This is a genomic window from Azoarcus sp. Soil_N_20 (genome assembly GCF_057656155.1).
The window spans coordinates 899,274-920,366 of sequence record NZ_JBDGKX010000001.1; the positions used below are offsets into that span (position 1 = coordinate 899,274).

Genomic DNA, 21,093 nt, shown 5'->3' on the forward strand with positions numbered 1-21,093 from the left:
AGGAGGGGCGTGTTGGACAAGATCCGTTTCAACGGGAGACACGTTCCGGCTGACTCACCTTGTAGTGTGAGCACGCGGTCATCGCACTCGCACCAAGTAAAACGAGGAGACATACAAATGAAAGAAGAAGCGGCCGTCGTACCCGCAGATCGCGTGCTCGACGGAGTCCTCGAGCGCAATCGCTCGGGGCGACACGAGGATGCAACCGAAGGGGTCAGCACTCGACCGGCCCCGGTTCGCAAGGATCGATCCTGGCTGACCCCGACCGCACTCTGTGCGGGCGCGTCCGTTGTCATAATCGCGGGCTTCTCGGGGAACGTGAGCGCATTCGAGATCGACGTTGGCAATCCCGACGTTAAACTGAGCTGGGGCAACACCCTTCGCTACAACCTCGGCGTACGTACCAACGAGCGTAGCAGCGCCATTGCCAACAGCCCCAATACGGACGAAGGCACCTATCGTTTCGACAAGGGCGATGTGGTCACAAACCGGATCGATCTATTCTCCGAGCTCGATTTCAGCTACCGGGGGGCATTCGGCTTTCGTCTCAGTGGCTCCGCCTGGAACGACTGGGCCTACGACAACGAGGTCAAAACGAACCCGGCGTTTTCAGATCGTGGAAGTTATATCAACAACAGATACTCGAGCTATACCAAGCGTTATTTCAGGGGGCCATCGGGCGAGATTCTCGATGCCTACGCATTCTGGAACTTCCAAGCTGGAGATATGGGCGGCAACGTGAAGGCTGGTCGCCACACCACTCTGTGGGGTGAGGTCGTCGCTTTGTCGGCACATAGCGTTTCCCACGCGCAGGCTCCTTTGGATGGCTTGAAAGCGCTGACGGCCCCCGGTGCCGACGCCAAGGAATTGGCCATGCCGATCGGTCAAATCTCGGGATCGCTGCAGCTTACGCCTGAGCTCTCGCTGGCGGCGCAGTACTACTATGACTGGGAGCCCACTCGCTTGCCCGAAGGGGGGACCTATCTCGGCTCAACCGATTTCATCCTGCAAGGACCCGATCGCTTTTCCGTGGCGCCTGGCGTGTTCTTCATCAACCAAGGCATTGACAAGCCCAAGAAAGACGGCGACTACGGTCTCAGTGCGCGCTGGAGCCCGAGTTGGGCTGATGGCACACTGGGCGTCTATTTCCGCGAGTTTGACGAGCGCAGTCCTACCGTAAGCCTTAACCCGGCCGCCAGGACCTATCGGGCCGTTTATGCTGAGAACGCAAGGCTTTACGGACTGAGCTATTCCACTTCCATCGCCGGTGTGAGTACGGGCTTCGAACTCGTCCGTCGCGAACGCACCGCCCTCAATGGCACGATCACGGACGGTAGCTCCAATGTGCCGCGTGGCAACACATGGCACGCGCTCGTCAACGGTATTGCCCTTGTCGGTCCGAACAGCGTGTGGGATCAGTTGACGTTGGTGGGAGAACTGGCCTACAGCCGCTGGGACGACGTGACCTCGGGCGAACAGTTCTTCAACAGGTGCTCGAACCGTCCAGCGGGTGACCGTGGTGCGAAAACCGGCTGTGTCACCAAGGACGCGATGCAGATCTTCCTGCGTGCATCGCCCCAATGGACCGCAGTTCGTCCCGGCTGGGATATCTCGGCCCTCGCCAGTGTTTCATACGGTTTGAAAGGAAACGGCTCCACCCTTGGAGGCGGGAACGAGAAGGCAGGCAGCTACACCCTAGGGGTGACCGCCACCTACAATCAGCGGCATGACTTCACCATCGCCTACAACGACTACTTTGCGACCCACGACGTCAATCCGGCAACAGGACAGATCAGGGTCAGCAATGGATCACAGATCCAGGATCGTGGTTGGTTGGTGTTTTCCTACAAGGGCAGTTTCTAAGCTAAAGGATTTGCCATGAGAGAATCTATTTTCACGAGCGCGATTGTCGCCACCATTCTGATGGCCGGTTCCGCCCATGCAGCGCCGCCCGCCGACGAGGTCCAGAAGCTCGGTACTACCCTTACCGCGTGGGGCGCGGAGCTTGCCGGAAACAAGGACGGGAGCATCCCGGCTTACACCGGCGGGGTTCAGAACCCCCCCAAAGTTGATTACCGCACGGGCGTCCTGCCGGACCCGTTCGCAAGCGACAAGATGCTGTTCTGGATTGACGCCAAGAACATGGATCAGCATGCGGACAAGCTGAGTCCGGGAACGCAGGAGATGCTCAAGAAGTATCCATCTTTTCGCATCGCGGTATATCCGACACGCCGGAGTGCGAGTTATCCGGAACACGTGACCGACAATACGATCAAGAATGTCACGCGGTGTGCGCTGAAGGACGACGGGGAGACGCTCGATGTCTCCAATGGGTGCCGCGGTGGCTTTCCGTTCCCGATTCCGAAGACCGGCAAGGAAGTTATGTGGAACATGAAGGCGAACTACATGGGCGGAGGACGCATTCATCAGCTCGAATCCAACTTCGTCAAGCCGAATGGCGAGGTTGTGAATGTCAACAAGATGTACGCCTATGAAGACAACCAGCTCTACGATCCGAACACTTCAGCGCCGACTCGCCATTGGGGCATACGTACCGAGTATTCCGGGCCGACGCGTCTCGTGGGCCAATCCACGCTGATCTTTGACGTGCTGGAGAAGGGCACACGCAGGTCGTGGTCTTATCAGCCCTCCACTCGGCGTGTTCGCCTGGCCCCCGATCTGGCCGCGGATACTCCGATTGCGTCCAACGGCGGCGCGATGGTGTACGACGAGCTCAATCTGTTCTCCGGTGCGATGGACCGGTGGGATTTCAAGCTCTTGGGGAAAAAGGAGATGTACATTCCCTACAACGTGTACGTGACAGGGCGAGGAAGCGAATGCACCGTTTCCGGCGGTTTCTATACGCCGAATCATGTCAACCCGGAATGCATCCGATGGGAGTTGCATCGCGTCTGGCATGTGAGCGCCACCCTCAAGGAGGGCAAGCGTCACGTCTACGGAAAGCGTGAGTTCTATCTGGACGAGGACACGTGGTTCGGTGGTTTTCACGACGCCTATGACCTCAACGGAAAACTCTATCGCACTGGTTGGACAGCCTTGCGGCCGGATTACGTCAAACATGCGCCCAACGTTGGTACGCCCACCGTGGTTTTCGATCTGAGCAGCGGAAGCTATGTATGGGGCTTCATCCATAAGGCTTGGTCTCTTGACAAACCCTTGCCTGCTGTCCAACTGTCGTCTGAATCCCTCCCGAACTTTGTGCTCAGGGACCCGGCTGTCCAATGACGCCCTCCCATGACGGCTAGTTGACTGGACCTTACGCGCGGTGCAGTAGCGTACAGCGCACGTAAGGTCGGTCGAATGCCGTTTCTTTTCTGAGCATTGTCTACACGAGGAGCGCGGGATGTTGATCCGACGCCTGAGATGGACCTTCTTCCTGGGGATGCTCGCGGTATCTGCGACGCATGCGTCGCCGTTCAGTGACCCCATGAACACGCCCGCGACGATGAGCGCCCGTCCGGATGCCAGCAGGCTGACGGGGGTGGCGGCTGCAAAGGGCCGGGTTGTTGCCGTGGGTCCGGACGGACATATCCTCGTTTCGGCCGACAGCGGACAGACGTGGCAACAGGTTGCCGTGCCGGTCAGTTCGGATCTGGTGGCGGTCCGGTTTCTGACCAAGGACAAGGCATGGGCTGTCGGCCACGATGGCATGGTGCTCCATACCGGAGATGGGGGGAGAACCTGGGCCAAGCAGCTGGACGGTTTGCTGGCCGCCAAGGTGATGCGGGATTACTACGCAAGCCGGATTTCGGAGGGTGATCCGGATACGGTCAAACTGATGGCCGATGTCGAGCGCTTCGTCGAGGAGGGGGCGGACAAGCCTTTCTTCGACGTGCTGTTCCTGAACGAGAATGAGGGATTTGTCGTCGGTGCATTCAACATGTCCTTTCGCACCCTTGATGGTGGGAAGACCTGGGAACCGATCTTTGATCGCACCGAGAACCCTGGCGGCTTTCATCTTTATGGTCTCGTGACCATTGGCGACACCTTGTATCTCGTCGGAGAGCAGGGCTTGATACGGCGCTGGAGCCCATCGGAAGAGCGTTTCATCTTCGTGAACTCCCCCTATGTGGGAAGCTTCTTCGGCGCAACCGGAAGCGACTCCCTGTTGGTGCTGTTCGGTATGCGCGGCAACGCGTTTGCTTCGAGGGATGGCGGTGTGACCTGGGCAACGCTGACGGCGGACACGACCGCCGGGATTACTTCCGGAGCAGTGTTGCCGGACGGCCGGATCGTGATCACCACCTATTCCGGCGCCTTGCTGGTGAGCGACGATGCACTGGAAGCATTCACCCGCGTCCAGACTGCCGATCCGATGGCGTACGCCGGCGTAGCGTCGGCGGGTGAGGGTAGGGTGGTGCTGGTGGGCAATTCCGGGGTCCGGGTTGAGTCGATCAAGCGTACGAAGAACTGAGAGTGAGTCAACGGATATGGACGTCAGCACCAATCTTGACGCAATGCCAGTAGTCGCCGACCCGGCGCGATTCGAGATGCGATCGGGAAACTGGCTCGAGCGTGCAGTATTCAACCATCGGTTTATTTTCATTCTGGTCTGCCTGTTGATAACGGGTCTTCTCGGCTTCCAATTGACCAAACTGACTGTCAATGCGAATTTCGACAAGGTGATCCCGCACAATCATGTCTATATCAAGAATTATTTCGAGAACAGGGAAAAACTGGCAGGTGTAAACAATGCGGTAAGGATCGTCGTAGAGAACACCAATGGCGACATTTTCGACCCTCAGTTTCTCGAAGCGACGCGAAAGATCAACGAAGCGCTGTTTCTGACCCCGGGCACCGACCGTGCATGGATGCGTTCCATCTGGATGTCAGCGGTGCGCTGGACCGAGGTGACCGAAGAAGGTTTTCGCGGTGGCGCGGTCATGCCCGATCAGTACGACGGATCGCCGGAGGCCATCGAGATGCTGAAGCGGAACCTGCGCGCAGCCGGTGTCGTTGGTAGCCTCGTGGGTACCGACTACAGATCCATGATGTACGTCGTGCCGCTCCTCGAAAAGAATCCCGAAACCGGACGGCCGTTCGACTATGGTGCATTCTCCGGCCAACTCGAGTCGGAGATCAGGCAGAAGTACGAATCGGACGAAACCGGCATCAAGGTCCATATCGTCGGGTTTGCCAAGCTTGTCGGCGATCTTATCGACGGCCTGCAGGAGGTAATGACTTACTTCGGCGTCGCCGCAGCCGTCGCCGCTGCGATTATCTTCTTCTACACCCGCTGTCTGCGCAGCACCGTGCTGGTCCTCGTATCGTCGATCATTGCGGTCGTTTGGCAACTGGGCATCATCGCCGCGTTGGGATTCGAGCTTGACCCGTATTCTGTTCTCGTTCCCTTCCTGATTTTCGCGATCGGGGTAAGCCATGGTGCGCAGAAGATGAACGGCATCATGCAGGATGTCGGGCGGGGTACCCACAAATACGTCGCTGCGCGCTACACCTTTCGCAGACTTTTCCTGGCCGGCTTGACCGCGCTGCTTGCCGACGCCGTGGGGTTTGCGGTGCTGGTGATCATCGACATTCCTGTGATCAAGGATCTCGCGATCGCGGCAAGCATCGGTGTGGCGGTGCTGATCGTCACCAATCTCCTGTTGCTGCCGGTGGCGCTTTCCTATGTAGGTGTCAGCCGCAAGGCGGCCGTTCGCAGCCTGGCGGCGATGGATGGTTCTCCGAGCATGATCTGGGCGGCACTCGGCAAGTTTACGGAACGCAGGTGGGCGCTCGCGGCTATCGCAGGTGCGGTCTTGCTGACGGTCGGTGGAGGGATGGTCGCGTTGAATCTCAAAGTCGGCGACCTGGACCCGGGGGCGCCCGAGCTGCGCCCGGATTCGCGCTACAACCGGGACGTCGCTTATATAAACGGCAACTACCTGCTTTCCGGCGACCAGTTCGTGGTCATTGTGAAAACACCGGACGGAGGATGCGAGAAGTTTGAGACATTGAAGGAGACTGAGCGGCTCGGCAAGGTGCTCCAGCAGCTACCGGGCGTGCTGCAGACGTTCTCGCTGGCAGACAACGTGCGAAATACGATTGCCGGTCTGAACGAGGGCAATCCCAAGTGGCTGACAATATCGCGCAATCCGATGCTGCTCGGCGGCGCGGTGAACTGGATCACCACCGATAGCCCCGAGGTCGTTGACAGGGCCTGTTCCGTCATACCGCTCGTGGCCTACCTCACGGATCACAAGGCGGAAACCCTGGACAGACTGGTAGCCGCGGTCGAGGCATTCGCAAGCGAACATGACGACGAGAATCTGCAGTTCCTTCTGGCGGCGGGCTCGGCCGGCGTGGAGGCCGTGACGAACATCGTCGTGCGCGATTCGATCCTCAAGATGTACGCAGCTGTGTATGGCGCTGTCGCACTCATCTGCTTGATCACGTTTCGCAGCTGGCGCGCGGCGATCGTGGCACTTGTGCCGCTGGTCATTACGTCAATTCTGTGCAAGACATTGATGGTGTGGCTTGGCATCGGGTTGAAGGTCGCGACCTTGCCCGTGATCGCCCTGGGCGTTGGCATTGGCGTCGATTACGCGCTTTATCTGCTGAGCGTCCAATTGGCACAGCAGCGCGCAGGGTTGCCGCTCTCCGCAGCCTACAAGAGTGCGCTCACCTTCACCGGCAAGGTAGTGGCGCTGGTCGGTATTACCCTCGCGGCAGGGGTGGTAACTTGGGTGTGGTCGCCGATCAAGTTCCAGGCAGACATGGGAATACTGCTGACCTTCATGCTGCTGTGGAACATGATCGGCGCTTTGATTCTGATCCCGGCGCTCTCTTACTTCCTGCTTGGAGGCCGCAACGAAGTGCCGGAAGCTGCAAACACGGCAGGGGCGCAGGGAGGGGCTGTGCGCGGGAAAGCCTCGACAGGGGTGCATGCTATGGCCGGGCGATGACAGTGTTTGGGTTCAGTTTCGCTCCTCACCGTAACTGGAGGAAAAAGTGGCATATCAATTAACCGTCTCACGTCCTGGCGTTGCGCTCGTTGTCGGGGGCAGTGGCGGTGCAGGCGCCGGAATAGCGTGTGCGCTCGCGGCTTGCGGAGTCGATATCGCAATCAGCTACAACTCCAACGCCACCAAGGCAGAGAATCTTCGGAAGGATTTGATCGATACGGGCATCGATTGTTCAGTCTGGCAATTGGACCTGATGCGGCAACAGAGTGTCGAAGATGTGGTTAAAGGTGTTGCTGAACGCCATGGCGGAATCAATACCTTGATCTATGCGGCAGGCCCGCGTTTCGAATTGGCTCCGATCGGCCAGACGGAACCCGAAGAACTGAACCGCGTAATGATTGCGGAATCCTTGGGATTTCATCGCCTTGTCCATGCGGTCTTACCGCATCTGCGGAAGGCGCAAGGCGCTATCGTGGCATGTACGACGATGGCGAACCACCGCATATTGAAAGGGGATGGGCTGTCGGCGGTGCCGAAAGCCGCCATTGACAGCCTCATCCGTCAGCTTGCGGTTGAGGAGGGGCGCCATCTGGTAAGGGCCAACAGCGTGTGCATAGGCTCGATGGACTTCGGCATGGGATCCATCGACAGTGGATCCTCGGTCACGAAAGACATGACTCCGGAGCAATGGGCCGGGCTGAAGCGCTCAATTCCTCTGGGCAGACGTCTTGGCCGAAAGGAGGAGCTGGCCGCCGCTGTAATGTTCCTGGCTTCGGATCAGGCCTCGTTTGTCACGGGTCAGTTCATTGTCGTCGATGGCGGTCAAAGCGTTTAGGACGTCTTTATCGGACCCAACGAACTTGAGAGGACCTGTGATCACGCTCTACCACTCCCCGACGACGCGTTCCTTTCGCATCAAATGGCTTCTCGAAGAGTTGGGGATGGCCTATGAGCAGAAGATCGTCGATTTCTACAACGAGGACCGCCATAAGCCCGATTATCGCAAGATCAATCCAATGGGTTCCGTACCAGCGATGGAGGATGACGGGCTGGTATTGACAGAGTCGGGGGCGATCATCAACTACATCCTTGCGAAGTATGGAAACGGTCGCTTCTCCCATCCGACGGCGTCGCGCGAAGCGGCGCTGGTCGATGAATGGATGTATTGGTCGGAAGGGTTGTTCGCCGTTCATCAGCGCATCTTTTGGGATCACTGCGCCCCGCCGCCCGGCTGCATCCTCGACCCCATCCCGAGGGTCGGCCTCGAAGGCAAGCGGCAGGCGTTGCGTTACGCCCGCATGCTCGAGGGGGCGCTGCGCGACGACGGATATGTGGTTGGAGATTCGCTGACCGGTGCCGACTTCATGCTCTGCTTTCCCCTGTTCCTGGCGAATCTCTACGGCTGGTTCGAGGAGCTGCCGAAGATCAGGGCCTACGTGGAGCGCATCAGCGGATTGCCGGCGTTCCGGACGGCAATTGCGGATACGCAGACTTACCTGCGGCAGATGAGGGCCACGCCGCCGGGCTTCCCCAGTTTCAGAAGCGCGGAACCCGATTGAAACTATGACAGCCGACGTAGCGGCCGCATGAAGCAGGCGGCAACGAGTGCGAGCAAGATGACGATGGCCAGCAGCAGGAATCCCTGAGAGTACGCGGTGAAGACGCCCGTTGGGATCGCGCGGTGGACCGACTCGCGCCATTCGACGAATACGGCGGTTGTCGCGATCCCCATGACCCCCCCGAGTTGGCGGGCATAGGTGATGATCACGGAGGACTGTCCCAGGTGACGTGCGGCCACGTGATGCAGGGTGGCGAGGCTGAGGATCGGAAGAATGAGCCCGAGCCCGATCCGGCCAAGCACGGTCGCGCCGATCAACTCGTGGTAGTGAATGCTTCCGCCCAGCGCCCAGAAGATCACGAGTGAACCGCCGAACACGGCGAGCCCCGAGACGGCGACCCACTTGGGTGGGTGGCGGTCGGCCAGGCGCCCTGCCAGCGGCAGCGTAAGAACGAGGGCGATGCCCGCAGGAACCAGTGCCAGTCCGGCCGCCGCTGCCGGATACTTGAGCGCGGACTGGAGGAATACGGGAATCAGGTACAGTGATGCGTACATGCCGAAGCCGTAGGCAAACGAAACGATACTGCCCACGGCGAAGGTGCCCTGCTTGAACAGATCGAGATTGATGATCGGCGCTGGTGTTCGCTGCGCATGCCGCAGGAATAGCCAGGTCGCCGCCGATACGATGACGAACTGGCTCAGCGTCCTAGGTGCAGCGACGCCGTGACGCTGAAGACTTGAAACGCCCTCGATGAGGGCAACGGTCGCCAGCGCCAGCCAGCCGAGGCCTATCCAGTCAAACCGCTCGAACCTGCTGTTTTTCGGCAACGGCAACAGATGCAGTGCCGCAACGCCGGCGACCAGGCAGAACGGCAGATTGAGCAGGAAGATGGCTTCCCAGCCAAAGCGGTCCAGCAAGGCACCACCCAGGGCAGGGGCGAATGCGGGCGTCAGCGCGATGCTCAAGGTGGACAGACCTGCCGCCCGGCCTTGGCATTCCGTCGGAAACAGGCGCAGCGTAAAAAGGACCGCCAGCGGTTGAAGTACCCCTGCGGCCGCGCCTTGCAGGATGCGGGCCAGGATTACCAGGCTGAATGTCGGGGCCATGTGGCCCGCAATGCTCGCAAGGGCCAGTATAGCCACGGCCAGCAAGAAAACACGGCGAAGGCCGAAACGGTCGAGTAGCCAGGGGGTTGGCAGCATCGACACGGTCATCGCCATCATGAAAGCCGTCATCGCCCACTGCACTTGATTCTGGCCCAGCCCGAAGGCTTGTGACAGTGCGGGTATCGCCACATTGAAGCTGGAGGTTGGCAGCACGCCCGCGACCGCCCCGATTCCGACGACAAGCAGCACCAGCCACTTGTAGCGGGGGCCATAGCGTTGCGCCAGTGTGTCGAATGTGGCGGGGCGGGGAAGGACGGGCACGACCGTTATCGGTAATTTGTAATGGAACGCCGGAATCCCGTCCTGGCAGGTACGGGGATAGGCCCCGGTCTCTATCCCCATGGGTTCGGTGACGTGGGCCGGTTCGTCCCCGCGTCGCGGGGCAGATGCGTGCAGCAGCCGACCGCTTCAGGCCCGCCCGTTTGAAGCGCCGGCCACCAGTGCCGGCCAGACGTCCTTGCGCGGCGGCGCTGCGAGGATCTGGGCCATCGCATCCATCGCGCCGGTAGACTGACGCCAGGCAATGTAGGCGTCGTAGTCTGCTTCACTGTCCCAGGTCTCGAGAAAGATCACCCGCGGCTCATGGGCATGCCGGACGATACGAATATCGCGGAAACCCTTGCGCGTGCTGGTGGCATTGAGTGCTTCCGGCAGGCCGGCGCAGAAGGCGTCGATGGCTTCGGGTTTGAGCGTCAACTCAAGAGTGATGGTTACGCCGTTGGTCATGATTCGGGTCCTTTCAGTTGGATGCAGGTTGGAGAGGAAGGAGGAAGGGGAGGCAGGCGGACTGCCTGTCGCCACTCCTGAGCAGCGGCCCGGCATGGTGGATCCGATCAACGTCGGGGGCGCGAATTCGGAGGATCGCCGGTCGGGGCGTCCAGGCCGGCGATGATCGCTGCCGTACGTTGCTCGTTTGTGCCACGATTGCCGGCGAGCGTTTGGGGCATGATGGCGCCTCGAACCTCAGCGGTAGTGCGTGCCTGCACAAGGTATCGGAGGCGCGGTGATGGAGTTGTCTGCTGCGGCAATCTGTATGGGCTGAATGGCAGCGCCGGGGTATCAAGGCCCCCAATACCGCTTGAGGGAGTGTTTGCAAGCATGGCGACGCATTTTGTGATGGGGGTGCCTGCCCAGATGCAGAGGGCGGGAGGGGGCGAATGAAGACGCTGTTGATCATCTACCACTCCATGACCGGCGGGACGCAGCAGATGGCCGAGGCGGCTGCCGAGGCGGCGCGTGCGGAACCGGGTATCGCCGTAAAGCTTCGACGTGCGCCCGATACCGGTCCGGAGGAGGTGTTGGACGCCGACGGCTACCTGTTCGCGACGCCGGAAAACCTGGCGGCGATGTCCGGACTGATGAAGGACTTCTTCGACCGCTGCTACTACGCGGTGCTCGACCGCGTGAACGGCCGGCCGTACGCGGCGATGGTCTGCGCCGGCAGCGACGGGCAGAACGCACTGCGCCAGGTCGAAAGAATCGCCACCGGCTGGCGTCTCAAGTGTGTCGCACCGGGCCTGATCGTCTGCACGCATGCGCAAACCCCCGACCGCATTCTGGCGTGCAAGAGCATCGGTCCAGAGGATCTTGCGCGCTGCGCAGAGCTCGGGGCTGGAATGGCTGCTGGTCTCGCACTCGGGGTCTTTTGAGGGCGCGTGCGCCAACCCGATCAGACCTGGTCATGGCGCGTGGGAACACTGCCGCGCCTTCACGACCGCGTCCCCGGAGTCATCCGTTGCCGTACCCCGGCGAGCAGGACGACGACAGCACCGGTTCGGATATCAGACAGTGCGGCGACGGGCAATCCCGGCTGGTGTCGACTGCTAGGCTTGCTTAGCCCTAAGTGGGATGTGTCGCCCGCTCATGGCCAGGCCATCGTCTGGCCGGGGCGGACGTTCTGGAGGAAACCATGCCGATGGACAAGTTCGATGAGCAGGGGCGCGATGCGGGCGACCCCGGTGGTCCTGGGCAGCGCGCGGATCGCTGCGGTGACCGGCCGAATTACCGCAAGCGTACGAGGGGGGCATGATGGCCGTTGAACCTCGGCGCTTGCGCGTCGGCATCGTGGGCCTGCAGCCGGGCCGCAGTTGGGGGGCGCTCGCCCATGTGCCGGCATTGCGTACCCTGGCCGAAGATTTCGAGATCGTGGGCGTTGCCAATACCAGCCTCCACAGTGCCGAAGCGGCCGCCCGGGAATGCGGGTTGCCGCGCGCTTTCGCCAGCGTCGCCGATCTCGTGGCGAGCCCGGAGGTCGATGTCGTCACCGTGACGGTGAAGGTGCCGCACCACCAGGAGATCGTGAATGCCGCAATCGACGCCGGGAAGCACGTGTACTGCGAATGGCCGCTCGGCAACGGCTTGGCGGAGGCACGTGCCATGGCGGCGCGCGCCCGCGCGCGGGGTGTGCTGGGCGTGATCGGCACCCAGGCGCTCTTCGCGCCCGAAGTGCAGCAGCTGCGTACCTTGCTCGCCGAAGGCTTCGTCGGCGAGGTGTACTCCACCACGCTGCTCGGTACCGGCATGAACTGGGGGCCGGTGGTCCAGCAGGCCAATGCCTACACGTTCGATCGTCGCAACGGCGCGACGATGTTGACCATTCCGTTGGGGCACACGCTGGCGGCCCTCATGAGCGTGCTGGGGCCGGTGGCCGAGCTCTCGGCGATGACGGCGCTCCGGCGCACGAGCGGCCGGAATGCCGATACGGGTGAAACGGTGCCGATGACCGCCGAGGACCAGGTGCTGGTCACGGGCGTGCTGGAGAGCGGCGCGCCACTGTCCGTGCACTTTCGTGGTGGTATGGCACATGGCGCCGGGCTCCACTGGGAAGTCAACGGCAGCGAAGGCGATCTGCGGATCACCGGCCCGGGTGGTCATGCTCAACTGGTACCACTAGCCGTCTCCGGCGGTCGCGGTGACGCGACCTCGCTACAACCGATTGCGCTGCCCGTGGACCTGGCCGCCGACGCGGCCGACGGCCCGATGGTGGGCAACGTGCGGCGGGTCTATGCGGCGATGGCGCGCGACTTGCGCGACGGAACGTCGCTGGCGCCGACTTTCGACGACGCGGTGAGGGTGCAGCGTGTGGTCGCAGCGATCGAACAGGCGGCCGCCTCCGGCCGTCGTGTGCGGCCTTCGGATCTGTAGCCCGTATGCATGAAAATAGGAGACCGTTGATGGTGAAAGGGGATCCATATGGCCGAGTATGAAATGATCGTCCTCTCCAATCCGGTGGAGGGGCGAGACGCGGAGTTCAACCGCTGGTATGACCAACAACACCTCAAGGATGTCATCGCAGTCCCGGGCGTGACTTCGGCCCGGCGCTTTCAGGCAATCTTGCCCGGGGGCTGGAAATACGCGGCCGTCTATCGGCTGGACTGCGACGATCCCGCGGCGGTCATGCAGGAAATCACGGGCCGCTGGAAGACGGAAAGGATGCCGGGGTCGGACGCGTTCGACGAGTCCGGGTTTCTCATGATGCTGGTCAAACCGCTCGGAGAGGAGTGCAAGTAAGGGCGGCCGGTTCCCGCTCGAAGGCGGCCGAGGGGATGACTCGATACTGGTCGAAGTAGCTTGCCAGGAACTGCTCGAACGGAACCTGTTCCTCGGCCTCAAGCGCCATCTGCTGCGCCACCGAATGCTCAGCCAGCGCCGTGAGCGCCGCCAGGCGGTGGCTCGAGAGCGGCCGACGCTTGAAGCGGCTTCCATGCAGTTTGGAATGGTGGGCGGCGAACTCGCTCCAATCCTGTCCTTGGGAGATGATCTCGGCCAGAATTCGGGCCGAAGGCGTCAGGCTGCTGTTGCGCACCTTGGCCCGCTGAGCCCGAACGCTCCGCTCATGGAGCGGCGATCCGTTAGCCCGATCGAGCAGGGTGGCCAGCGGCATCACGAGGTCGAGCAGATCTTCCGCCCATTCCTGCAGGGGTACCAGGTGCCCTTCGCGTTCGAGCAGAAGATCGTCCTGTCGGCCGTGGTCCACCACGCGTTGCAGATTGCTGCGGGACGCTCGCATGCCCTCATCGCGCTCCATTGCGGACGGCGTCAGCAGGCAGAATAAAAGAAAGACATCGAGAAAGCGCATCTGCTCGGCGTCGATCCCGAGGGGCAGGAAGGGATTGACGTCGAGGCAGCGAACCTCGACGTACTCGACCCCGCGGCCGGCTAGGGCGCTCAAAGCCGTCTCGCCGCGGCGAGCCGTTCGCTTCGGTCGAATCAGGCTGTAGAACTCGTTCTCGAGCTGCAGCAGGCTCGTGGAAAGCTGGCAATACTCACCCGCGACGCGCGTCACGAGGCATCGATAGCTCGCATGGGGTGCGAAGATTGCGTCCCGGAGCGCGCCCACGTAGCTGCCGAGCGCGTCGTACGGGACGCGCAAGCCTTGCTGTGCGCTGCTTTGGTAGCCCAGGTCTCCCATGCGCAGGGAGGTGGCGTGAGGCAGATGGAAGGACGCGCTTCCAAGCGGCTGCAGGGTGTGGCTGCGGCCTTCGAGAAAGCTGCGGCTTGCGACGGGAGAGGCCCCGAAAAGGTAGACCAGCAGCCAGGACAGCCGGCGAAAATTGCGGATCAGGGCAAAGTAGGCCCCGTTGATGGCGTCCTGGTCATGGCAGCCGAGCAGTGGCCAGAGGGCGTCGGGCAACGAAAAATTGTAATGAATGCCCGAAATGGTCTGCATGCGTCGACCGTATCGGTATCCGAGGCCCACGCGGTAGACGGTTTTCATGCGCCCGACATTGGAGTCGCCATACCGCGCGACCGGGATTTCGTGGTCGGGGCCAAGGGCACCCGGCATGGACGCGTTCCAGAGCAGTTCTTCGCCGAGTCCGGCGTGAACGAACTGGTGGATCTCCTCCAGCTGGATCAGTGTGCCTTCGATACTGGTCGAGGCTGGAGTGATGAACTCCATCAACGCTTCGGAGTAATCCGTCGTGATCAGCGGGTGTGTTAGCGAAGACCCGAAACCCCTGGGATGTGGTGTTTGTGCCAGTTTCAGGTCCGGGCCTACGCGCAGGCTCTCCTTCTCGATGCCGCGGCGCAGTGATCGCAGCGCTGCCAGGGCTTCGGGGGAGGTGAGCGAAACGATTCGTTCCCGCAAGAACCTGGGCAATTTGCGCTCGATCGGTAAGGGTTTGAGGTCGTCGGGGCCACCCTGGCCCACATTACGGAACCTTGGCCGGACGGGTGCCCGTTCCTCTAGGCTATGGCGGCCCCGGATAAGTGCGATTGCGAGCGTCTCGTCGGTCACCTGGGGCTTGGTGCCGGGATAAGCGCGATGAAGTGGTTGTCTCGCAAGCACTCGGGCAGAGCGTCTGTCGTTCGAGTCGCGTCGAAATGACCGGGCACGCGCGTGTCGAACATGTCTTGTGGCCAGTGCGTCCCTGCGCCGAGCGTCAGCTTGGCGCGAGACTGCCGGCGGCAGTCGGCGCGCTCAGCCGGTTACAGCGATCGTGCGTTCGCCCTCCGTGAGATTCCCTTGACTGTGTGAGAACTGTGCGCTAGATTTCAGACGACACGTGTCGAGTGAAAGAATGCGCGATGTGTGTACAACAGCTGTTTACTATAAAGAACGAGGAGACGACATCATGGGCAGTGCATTGACCGGAGTGTGTGATGGCTCAGGAAGCGGGGCGGGTCCGAAGAACGGAGCGTGCGCTTTTGCATGGGCAAAGCCGTTCATTTCGCAGGGTGCCAGGTGGATCGATGCCCTTCGTCATGAGTACTACGATTGCGATATTGAAAGCCTGAGCAATGACAAGAAGTTTGACTTGGTGGCGCGCAGAGGAATGTCGTCACCCTGCCCGGTTACGCTGATTTCTTCGCGCCGGCGTTACGCGTTCTGGCGCTCCTGGAGTCACATCAGCGATAACAGAGAGAACGTTGTCATGCTGCGCTATGTCAAGTCGGGAGCGTTCTCGTTGACTCAGTGTGGCAGCACGATCCGGGTAGGGGCAGGGCAATTTGCCTTGAGCAAGAGCAATGTGCCATTTCGTTGGGAGAGTTTGGCCAATGATCTGAGCTTGTCGGAGTACTATTCCGTTCTGCTGCCGCTCGATATGGTGCATCGCCATTTCCCGGACGGCATCCCATTGAAGGATAGCCTTTCCGCTCCTCCCGATTGTCGCCTGGTCATGCCGACGTTATTCTCCTTGCTGATCGAACAAGGCGAGGATCTTGAGCGCAATGTCGTCGAGATGCTCATCGAAACCTTGCTGATGGAAGCAGAGACAGTCGTCAAATGCGCCGGGGTGCCGGTTGACGCACGCAAGCATATCAGTGAAAAGCGCTTCGAGGAGATCATCGCCTATATCACACTGCATCTGTCGAATCCCGATATCTCCTCCTCTGCCGTGGCGCAAGGCTGCGGCATTTCCTCACGCTACCTATGCCACCTGCTGAAAATGAAGGGAACATCATTTTCAGATCTGCTGTGGGAAGAGCGTCTCAAACACACCGGAAAGTGGCTGCTTGCGCTTGACACGCGTCATTATACGATTGCCGAGATTGCCTATATGAACGGCTTCAAGACTGCTGCGCACTTCAGTCGATTGTTCAAGAATTACTGGGGATGTTCGCCACGTGAATTTCGCCAGTCGGGCGGAAAGAGTGCTGTGCGATCGGTGGGCCGGAACGCTGCGGGATCAATTCTTGACGAGGATACGCTGCTGAACGATTGTGCTGATGTCCCATTCGTAGCTCCAACCAGCCGTCAGCGTGTCCACGAGCTCGCAGCGTAGTCTCGCCATGGCGCCAGTCGTGCGTATTTTCGGCCGGCATGGCAGTAATACATTCACTGGTGTAGGCCGCCGTCGTGGCGTGAGGCCAGCCGCCACAATCTGACGGATGGCGTCCCGCTTCCGAGGGTTGCGCTGCAGCGAAGGAGTTTCTGATTTCATGACAGGCAAGATCTACGATATTTCCGTCAGGCGCATTGATGGCAAGGCTGAGCATCTTTCGGTGTATCGCGGCAAGGTGCTGCTCGTCGTCAATGTGGCGTCCAAGTGTGGATTGACACCGCAGTACACGGCGCTGGAGGCGCTGTACCAATCGCGCCATACGCACGGTTTTGAGATACTTGGCTTTCCGGCCAACGATTTCAAGCAACAGGAGCCGGGAAGCGATGCGGAGATCGACCGCTTCTGCGCCCTCAACTACGACGTCCACTTTCCATTGTTCGCGAAAATATCCGTGCTCGGCGATGGCAAGCATCCGCTCTATGTCGAGCTGACGCGGTCTCAGCCCGTCAGTATTGGGGACGGGCCATGGCGGGAGAAGCTTCAAGGCTATGGCATTGATACGGGTGCGCCGGGCGAGGTGCTTTGGAACTTCGAGAAGTTCCTCATCAGTCGCGATGGAAAGGTGGCGGCGCGCTTTGCTCCCGATATTGCGCCTGATGATCCTCGCTTGCTCCAGAGGGTTGATGAGGAACTTGAACGGGATTGAACCTTGAGAGAAGCGCTTGGTTGCTGGCAGGTGTGAGCAGAAGCGCACGCCTGCTGTTTAGCCCCGGAGTTTCTTGATCGTCGCGGCGACCTCGGGGCGCGTCATGCTGTCCATTTCGTAGGCGAGACCGAGGTCGAGCACCAATTGCGCGGTCTGGTGTGTCAAACGCGCGAAGGCCCGCTTGGTTCCCTCCACGCCCGCGGGAGGCAGGGCGGCGATCTTGCGGCCGATTTCCTGGGCTTGCGGAAGTGCGGCGTCTGGAGAGTCGACGAGATCGCTTACCAGGCCCATGGCATGGGCCTGCTCGGCCGACAACGTATCGCCGGTCAAGAGATAACGCTTCGCGCGGTTGATGCCAATCGATTGCGACCAGCCGATGATGCCGCCATCGCCAGCAACGATGCCGATCGCGACGTGCGGGTCTGAAATCTTCGCCTGACGGTAGGCAACGACGATGTCGCACAAGGTCACGATGGTCGCGCCCAAGCCCGCGGCAGCGCCCTGCACAGCGGCGATTACCGGCATCTGGAGGTCGGCCAGCGAGTGGAATACCGCCTTGGCGAGGAAGGTCATGCGATTGCGGATCTCAGCCGACGTTGCGGCCGCAATGATTTCTTCGAAATCGCCGCCGGCGGAGAAGACCTTGCCTTCCGCAGACAGCACCAGCACGCGCGCCACCTTGTCGTTGGCGACGGCGGCCAGTGCGTCCACGAATTCGACATGTGCAATTTCGTCGAAACGATTGACCAGCGTCGGACGATTGAAGCGGATATGGGCGAGGGGCCCTCCCAGTTCCAAGGTGAGCGTGGTGAAGGTGGCGTCGGGCATTGGAAACTCCGTTGCATTGGGGCGGTGGTTGAGGGAGCTCAGGTGGCAGAGCCGGCGTTGGACGCAGCCGAGGGCCCCACACACTCGACTTGGTGCACAGCTTAGCCGCCGGCGATATGACCACTTGTCTGGCACCGCAGCGCATCTGTCGAGATCCGGGGCCGGCTTCGAGCGAGCCGTTGAGGTGACGCCGGCTGGCGTTCCCCTCGGTCAGGGCCGGATCAATGCGCCGCCGTCGACGTTGATCTCGGTCCCCGTCGTGAAGCTGGAGGCGTCGGATGCAAGCCACAGGCAGGCGGCGGCGACTTCCTCCGCTTTACCGAGGCGGGCCATTGGATGCAGGCGTGAGAAGTATTCATAGGCTTTCTCGCGCGGGAGGCCGGTGGCGGCGAGAGTTTGTTCCAGCATGTCTGTCTCGATACCGCCGGGGTGCACGCTATTTACCCGGATTGGCAGCTTGGCCGCCGCGCATTCGAGTGCGAACACCTTGGTGAAGAAAGTCAGCGCCGCCTTCGATGTGCAGTAGGCGGCGAAGCCCGGTGTAGGTCGCTGCCCGAACAGCGACGAGATGTTGATGATGCTCCCCGGTTCGCCGCTGCGGCGCATCAGGGGCAGGCACGCTCGACAGCCATGGAAGGGGCCGTCGAGGTTGGTCCGCATGTGGTGGTGCCATGTCTCTTCCGTTACCGCCTCGGTGGTCGCGGATTCCGAGATGCCGGCACAATTGACCAGCACGTCCAGCCGGCCCCAGTGCGCGTCGATGATACCCACGGCCTGGTCCCACGAGGGCCGCTCGGTCACGTCCAGTACCACTGGCAGCGCCGCTTCGCCGATTTCGGTGGCGACGCGCTGTGCTTGCTCGATGCTGCGTGCGGTGATTGCAACTCGCGCACCCTCGCGCGCAAACAAGGTCGCGATCGCTTCTCCCATCCCCTTGGCTGCACCGGTGACGAGTGCAACCTTGCCTGTCAATGCGTTCATATGTGGTCTCCTTTCTGGGGTGTGATTTGCGCCTTCTTCGCCGGTTATCTTCGGTGGAAAGAGACGGCAGCATGGCCGCCATGCACCAGCGAACGAATGACAGTGCGTGCAGAGACAAGGCGGCAGCTACACCTCGGCGCCATGCAGGACTATTGTTTCGGCTGCACCCATTGGGAAGCAACCCCAACGGAGAATGCGCATGACGAGGAGATAAAGTTGACCTACACCCATGTTGATAAGCCGATTCGAATTGGCGCGATCGAATTGAAGAACCGCATCGTGCGCCCGGCCCACGGGACCGTCATCGGCAAGGGCACCATGAACGATGCATTGATTGCCTATCATGAGGCGCGTGCCCGCGGCGGTGCCGCACTGTCGATTCTCGAAGTGGGATCGGTGCATCCTACGTCTGCCTTCTGTCTCAATATCTTCGAGCCGGCGATCGAGGGTGGCATGCGCAAACTGGTCGATGCGGTGGCGCCCCATGACATGAAGCTGTTTCAGCAACTCTGGCACGCCGGCCATCACATCGTCCCTGCCGATGGCTCACCGCCCTGGGCGCCCTCCGATGTGGTTAGCGTCGAAGTCGGTGTGGTTCCGCAGCCGATGACCAAGATGATGATCGACACGGTGATCGGTGCATACGTTGACGCAGCACTGCGCATGGAGCGCTGCGGCCTCGATGGCGTCGACATCCATTGCGCGCACGGCTACCTGCCCGCGCAATTCCTGTCACCGAATACGAACAAGCGCGAGGATGAATACGGCGGCAGTTTCGAGAACCGGGCCCGTTTCATCATCGAATTGCTGACTGCGATCCGTGGCGCTGTCTCTAGGAATTTTGTCGTCGGTGTGCGGGTGGCCCCGGACCTGACTGTCGGCGGCCTCGGGGTAGACGAAAACCTGCGCGTGGTCCAGATGCTCGAGGAACGCAATCTGATCGACTACGTGAACATCTCGCTCGGCAACTACAACAGTTTCCCCAAGATGGTCGGCGGCATGCATGAGCCCATGGGCTACGAGATGCCGACCAGCGTCCCCATCGCCAAGGCGGTCAAATCGCCGACCATGGTGATCGGCAGGTACCGCACGCTGGAAGAGATCGACCAGGTGATTCGTGCAGGCGAGGCCGACATGGTCGGCCTGGTGCGGGCGATGATCGCGGATCCCGATCTCGTCACAAAGAGTCTGGCGGGGAAGGCTGACCAAGTTCGACCCTGTATCGGCTGCAACCAGGCCTGCGTGGCAAGGGCAGGCGCCATCTGGATGGGCATGGAATGTGCCGTCAATGCCGGTGTAGGCCACGAACTCGAGCGCGGTGACCACCGTCTTGTCAAGGTCGGCACGCCAAGAAGAGTGTTGGTGATCGGCGGCGGGCCGGCCGGCATGGAGTCGGCGCGGGTCGCGGCTCTCCGTGGTCATCGGGTCACGCTCGCGGAGGCGGATTCGCGTTTGGGCGGTGCCTTGCGGGTTGCGGCCATGGCACCCACCCGGCACGGCATGGGAGACATTCTGACCTGGCTCGAGGCGGAGATTTACCGTCTCGGCGTCGATGTGCGGCTCGGCACCTATATGGATGTCGATGACGTACTGGCCCTTGGGCCCGATGCAGTGATCGTCGCCACCGGCGCCACCGCACGCATGGATGGCATTCTGGGGTCGCATCCGGGCCAGCCGATCCGCGGTATCGATCAGCGGCATGTGATCTCGTCGACCGAACTCTTCCTGACCCCTCCGGCAGATCTCGGCCGTACGGCCGTCGTGATCGACGATCTCGGTCACTACGAGGCACTGGGCGCGGCCGAGCACCTGATCAACAAGGGGCTCTCTGTCTCCTACGTCACGCGACTGCGGGAGTTCGCGCCGGCGATCCAGTTGTCGCTGATGAACGAGCCGTTCTTGACGCGCATGCAGGGCAAGCCGTTCGACTACAGGATCCGCACCCGCGCGATCGCGATCGAGGGCCGCAATGTTGTCGTGGGCCCGGCAAACCTCACCGATAACACCTTGGACACCAGCGTCATTCCGGCCGACACGGTGGTCTTCGTCAGTCACAACCGGCCGAACCGCGAACTCCATGCGGAGTTGGCCGGACGCCACCCCGACGTCCGCCTGGTGGGTGATGCCAATTCACCGCGCTTCCTGGAGACTGCGACCCGCGAAGGCCACATCGCCGGCGCCGCAGTCTGATCGGTCCAT

Annotated in this window: 17 protein-coding genes; 12 read left to right on the forward strand and 5 right to left on the reverse strand. The window is 61.2% G+C overall.

Annotation, left to right across the window (positions count from 1 at the left end; all coding sequences use genetic code 11):
* The first annotated feature begins 117 nt into the window (after positions 1-117).
* The 6 genes from AC3A35_RS04275 to AC3A35_RS04300 all read left to right on the forward strand — a co-directional run bounded on the left by AC3A35_RS04275 (position 118) and on the right by AC3A35_RS04300 (position 8,485).
* Complete coding sequence (locus tag AC3A35_RS04275; protein ID WP_487434639.1) at positions 118-1,863, forward strand: DUF1302 domain-containing protein; 1,746 nt, start codon at positions 118-120, stop codon at positions 1,861-1,863.
* A gap of 15 nt (positions 1,864-1,878) precedes the next feature.
* On the forward strand, positions 1,879-3,246 hold the full coding sequence (locus AC3A35_RS04280; protein WP_487434640.1) for a DUF1329 domain-containing protein: 1,368 nt from the start codon (positions 1,879-1,881) through the stop codon (positions 3,244-3,246).
* Positions 3,247-3,364: 118 nt separating this feature from the next.
* Positions 3,365-4,435 (forward strand): WD40/YVTN/BNR-like repeat-containing protein, encoded by a 1,071-nt coding sequence (locus AC3A35_RS04285; RefSeq protein WP_487434641.1) that lies wholly within the window; start codon positions 3,365-3,367, stop codon positions 4,433-4,435.
* 16 nt (positions 4,436-4,451) lie between these two features.
* Positions 4,452-6,926: an efflux RND transporter permease subunit gene (locus AC3A35_RS04290; RefSeq protein ID WP_487434642.1), complete on the forward strand. Its 2,475-nt coding sequence runs from the start codon at positions 4,452-4,454 to the stop codon at positions 6,924-6,926.
* A gap of 46 nt (positions 6,927-6,972) precedes the next feature.
* Complete coding sequence (locus tag AC3A35_RS04295; RefSeq protein ID WP_487434643.1) at positions 6,973-7,761, forward strand: SDR family NAD(P)-dependent oxidoreductase; 789 nt, start codon at positions 6,973-6,975, stop codon at positions 7,759-7,761.
* A 37-nt stretch (positions 7,762-7,798) separates the two neighbouring features.
* The gene (locus tag AC3A35_RS04300; protein ID WP_487434644.1) at positions 7,799-8,485 is read left to right on the forward strand and encodes a glutathione S-transferase family protein; all 687 of its coding nucleotides are present in this window, start codon (positions 7,799-7,801) and stop codon (positions 8,483-8,485) included.
* 2 nt (positions 8,486-8,487) lie between these two features.
* Here the strand turns inward: AC3A35_RS04300 and AC3A35_RS04305 are convergent, their stop codons facing one another.
* Together AC3A35_RS04305 and AC3A35_RS04310 are read right to left on the reverse strand one after the other, a co-directional pair.
* Positions 8,488-9,912, reverse strand: a complete 1,425-nt coding sequence (locus AC3A35_RS04305; RefSeq protein ID WP_487434645.1) for a DHA2 family efflux MFS transporter permease subunit — start codon at positions 9,910-9,912, stop codon at positions 8,488-8,490.
* 147 nt (positions 9,913-10,059) lie between these two features.
* Entirely contained in the window at positions 10,060-10,377 is a 318-nt protein-coding gene (locus AC3A35_RS04310) for a putative quinol monooxygenase (RefSeq protein WP_487434646.1), read from the reverse strand.
* A 431-nt stretch (positions 10,378-10,808) separates the two neighbouring features.
* Between AC3A35_RS04310 and AC3A35_RS04315 the strand changes: the two genes are divergently transcribed.
* The 3 genes from AC3A35_RS04315 (at position 10,809) to AC3A35_RS04325 (ending at position 13,161) form a co-directional block, all read left to right on the forward strand.
* Positions 10,809-11,300, forward strand: coding sequence for a flavodoxin family protein (locus AC3A35_RS04315; RefSeq protein WP_487434647.1), 492 nt, complete (start codon positions 10,809-10,811; stop codon positions 11,298-11,300).
* Between the two features lie 376 nt (positions 11,301-11,676).
* On the forward strand, positions 11,677-12,795 hold the full coding sequence (locus tag AC3A35_RS04320; protein WP_487434648.1) for a Gfo/Idh/MocA family protein: 1,119 nt from the start codon (positions 11,677-11,679) through the stop codon (positions 12,793-12,795).
* A 48-nt stretch (positions 12,796-12,843) separates the two neighbouring features.
* Complete coding sequence (locus AC3A35_RS04325; protein ID WP_487434649.1) at positions 12,844-13,161, forward strand: hypothetical protein; 318 nt, start codon at positions 12,844-12,846, stop codon at positions 13,159-13,161.
* On the opposite strand, the gene gshA is transcribed toward AC3A35_RS04325, so the two are convergent.
* Positions 13,133-14,890, reverse strand: a complete 1,758-nt coding sequence (gene gshA, locus AC3A35_RS04330; protein WP_487434650.1) for a glutamate--cysteine ligase — start codon at positions 14,888-14,890, stop codon at positions 13,133-13,135. The genes AC3A35_RS04325 and gshA overlap by 29 nt on opposite strands.
* A 337-nt stretch (positions 14,891-15,227) precedes the next feature.
* Here gshA and AC3A35_RS04335 point away from each other — a divergent pair, with 337 nt between their 5' ends.
* Entirely contained in the window at positions 15,228-16,379 is a 1,152-nt protein-coding gene (locus tag AC3A35_RS04335) for a helix-turn-helix transcriptional regulator (RefSeq protein WP_487434651.1), read from the forward strand.
* 157 nt (positions 16,380-16,536) lie between these two features.
* The gene (locus tag AC3A35_RS04340; protein WP_487434652.1) at positions 16,537-17,085 is read left to right on the forward strand and encodes a glutathione peroxidase; all 549 of its coding nucleotides are present in this window, start codon (positions 16,537-16,539) and stop codon (positions 17,083-17,085) included.
* Positions 17,086-17,142: 57 nt separating this feature from the next.
* Here the strand turns inward: AC3A35_RS04340 and AC3A35_RS04345 are convergent, their stop codons facing one another.
* Together AC3A35_RS04345 and AC3A35_RS04350 are read right to left on the reverse strand one after the other, a co-directional pair.
* Positions 17,143-17,913: an enoyl-CoA hydratase/isomerase family protein gene (locus tag AC3A35_RS04345; protein WP_487434653.1), complete on the reverse strand. Its 771-nt coding sequence runs from the start codon at positions 17,911-17,913 to the stop codon at positions 17,143-17,145.
* 210 nt (positions 17,914-18,123) lie between these two features.
* On the reverse strand, positions 18,124-18,894 hold the full coding sequence (locus tag AC3A35_RS04350; RefSeq protein WP_487434654.1) for an SDR family NAD(P)-dependent oxidoreductase: 771 nt from the start codon (positions 18,892-18,894) through the stop codon (positions 18,124-18,126).
* Between AC3A35_RS04350 and AC3A35_RS04355 the strand changes: the two genes are divergently transcribed.
* Positions 18,895-21,084 carry an oxidoreductase gene (locus tag AC3A35_RS04355; RefSeq protein WP_487434655.1) on the forward strand — a complete coding sequence of 730 codons (2,190 nt, stop codon included), beginning with the start codon at positions 18,895-18,897 and terminating at the stop codon, positions 21,082-21,084.
* Positions 21,085-21,093 lie beyond the last annotated feature (9 nt).

Excerpts from the sequence above, each read along its gene's own strand:
- AC3A35_RS04275 (WP_487434639.1), top strand. The coding sequence starts at position 118 with ATGAAAGAAGAAGCGGCCGTCGTACCCGCAGATCGCGTGCTCGACGGA.
- AC3A35_RS04280 (WP_487434640.1), top strand. The coding sequence starts at position 1,879 with ATGAGAGAATCTATTTTCACGAGCGCGATTGTCGCCACCATTCTGATG.
- AC3A35_RS04285 (WP_487434641.1), top strand. The coding sequence starts at position 3,365 with ATGTTGATCCGACGCCTGAGATGGACCTTCTTCCTGGGGATGCTCGCG.
- AC3A35_RS04290 (WP_487434642.1), top strand. The coding sequence starts at position 4,452 with ATGGACGTCAGCACCAATCTTGACGCAATGCCAGTAGTCGCCGACCCG.
- AC3A35_RS04310 (WP_487434646.1), bottom strand. The coding sequence starts at position 10,377 with ATGACCAACGGCGTAACCATCACTCTTGAGTTGACGCTCAAACCCGAA.
- AC3A35_RS04315 (WP_487434647.1), top strand. The coding sequence starts at position 10,809 with ATGAAGACGCTGTTGATCATCTACCACTCCATGACCGGCGGGACGCAG.
- AC3A35_RS04320 (WP_487434648.1), top strand. The coding sequence starts at position 11,677 with ATGATGGCCGTTGAACCTCGGCGCTTGCGCGTCGGCATCGTGGGCCTG.
- AC3A35_RS04325 (WP_487434649.1), top strand. The coding sequence starts at position 12,844 with ATGGCCGAGTATGAAATGATCGTCCTCTCCAATCCGGTGGAGGGGCGA.
- AC3A35_RS04335 (WP_487434651.1), top strand. The coding sequence starts at position 15,228 with ATGGGCAGTGCATTGACCGGAGTGTGTGATGGCTCAGGAAGCGGGGCG.
- AC3A35_RS04340 (WP_487434652.1), top strand. The coding sequence starts at position 16,537 with ATGACAGGCAAGATCTACGATATTTCCGTCAGGCGCATTGATGGCAAG.
- AC3A35_RS04345 (WP_487434653.1), bottom strand. The coding sequence starts at position 17,913 with ATGCCCGACGCCACCTTCACCACGCTCACCTTGGAACTGGGAGGGCCC.
- AC3A35_RS04350 (WP_487434654.1), bottom strand. The coding sequence starts at position 18,894 with ATGAACGCATTGACAGGCAAGGTTGCACTCGTCACCGGTGCAGCCAAG.
- AC3A35_RS04355 (WP_487434655.1), top strand. The coding sequence starts at position 18,895 with ATGTGGTCTCCTTTCTGGGGTGTGATTTGCGCCTTCTTCGCCGGTTAT.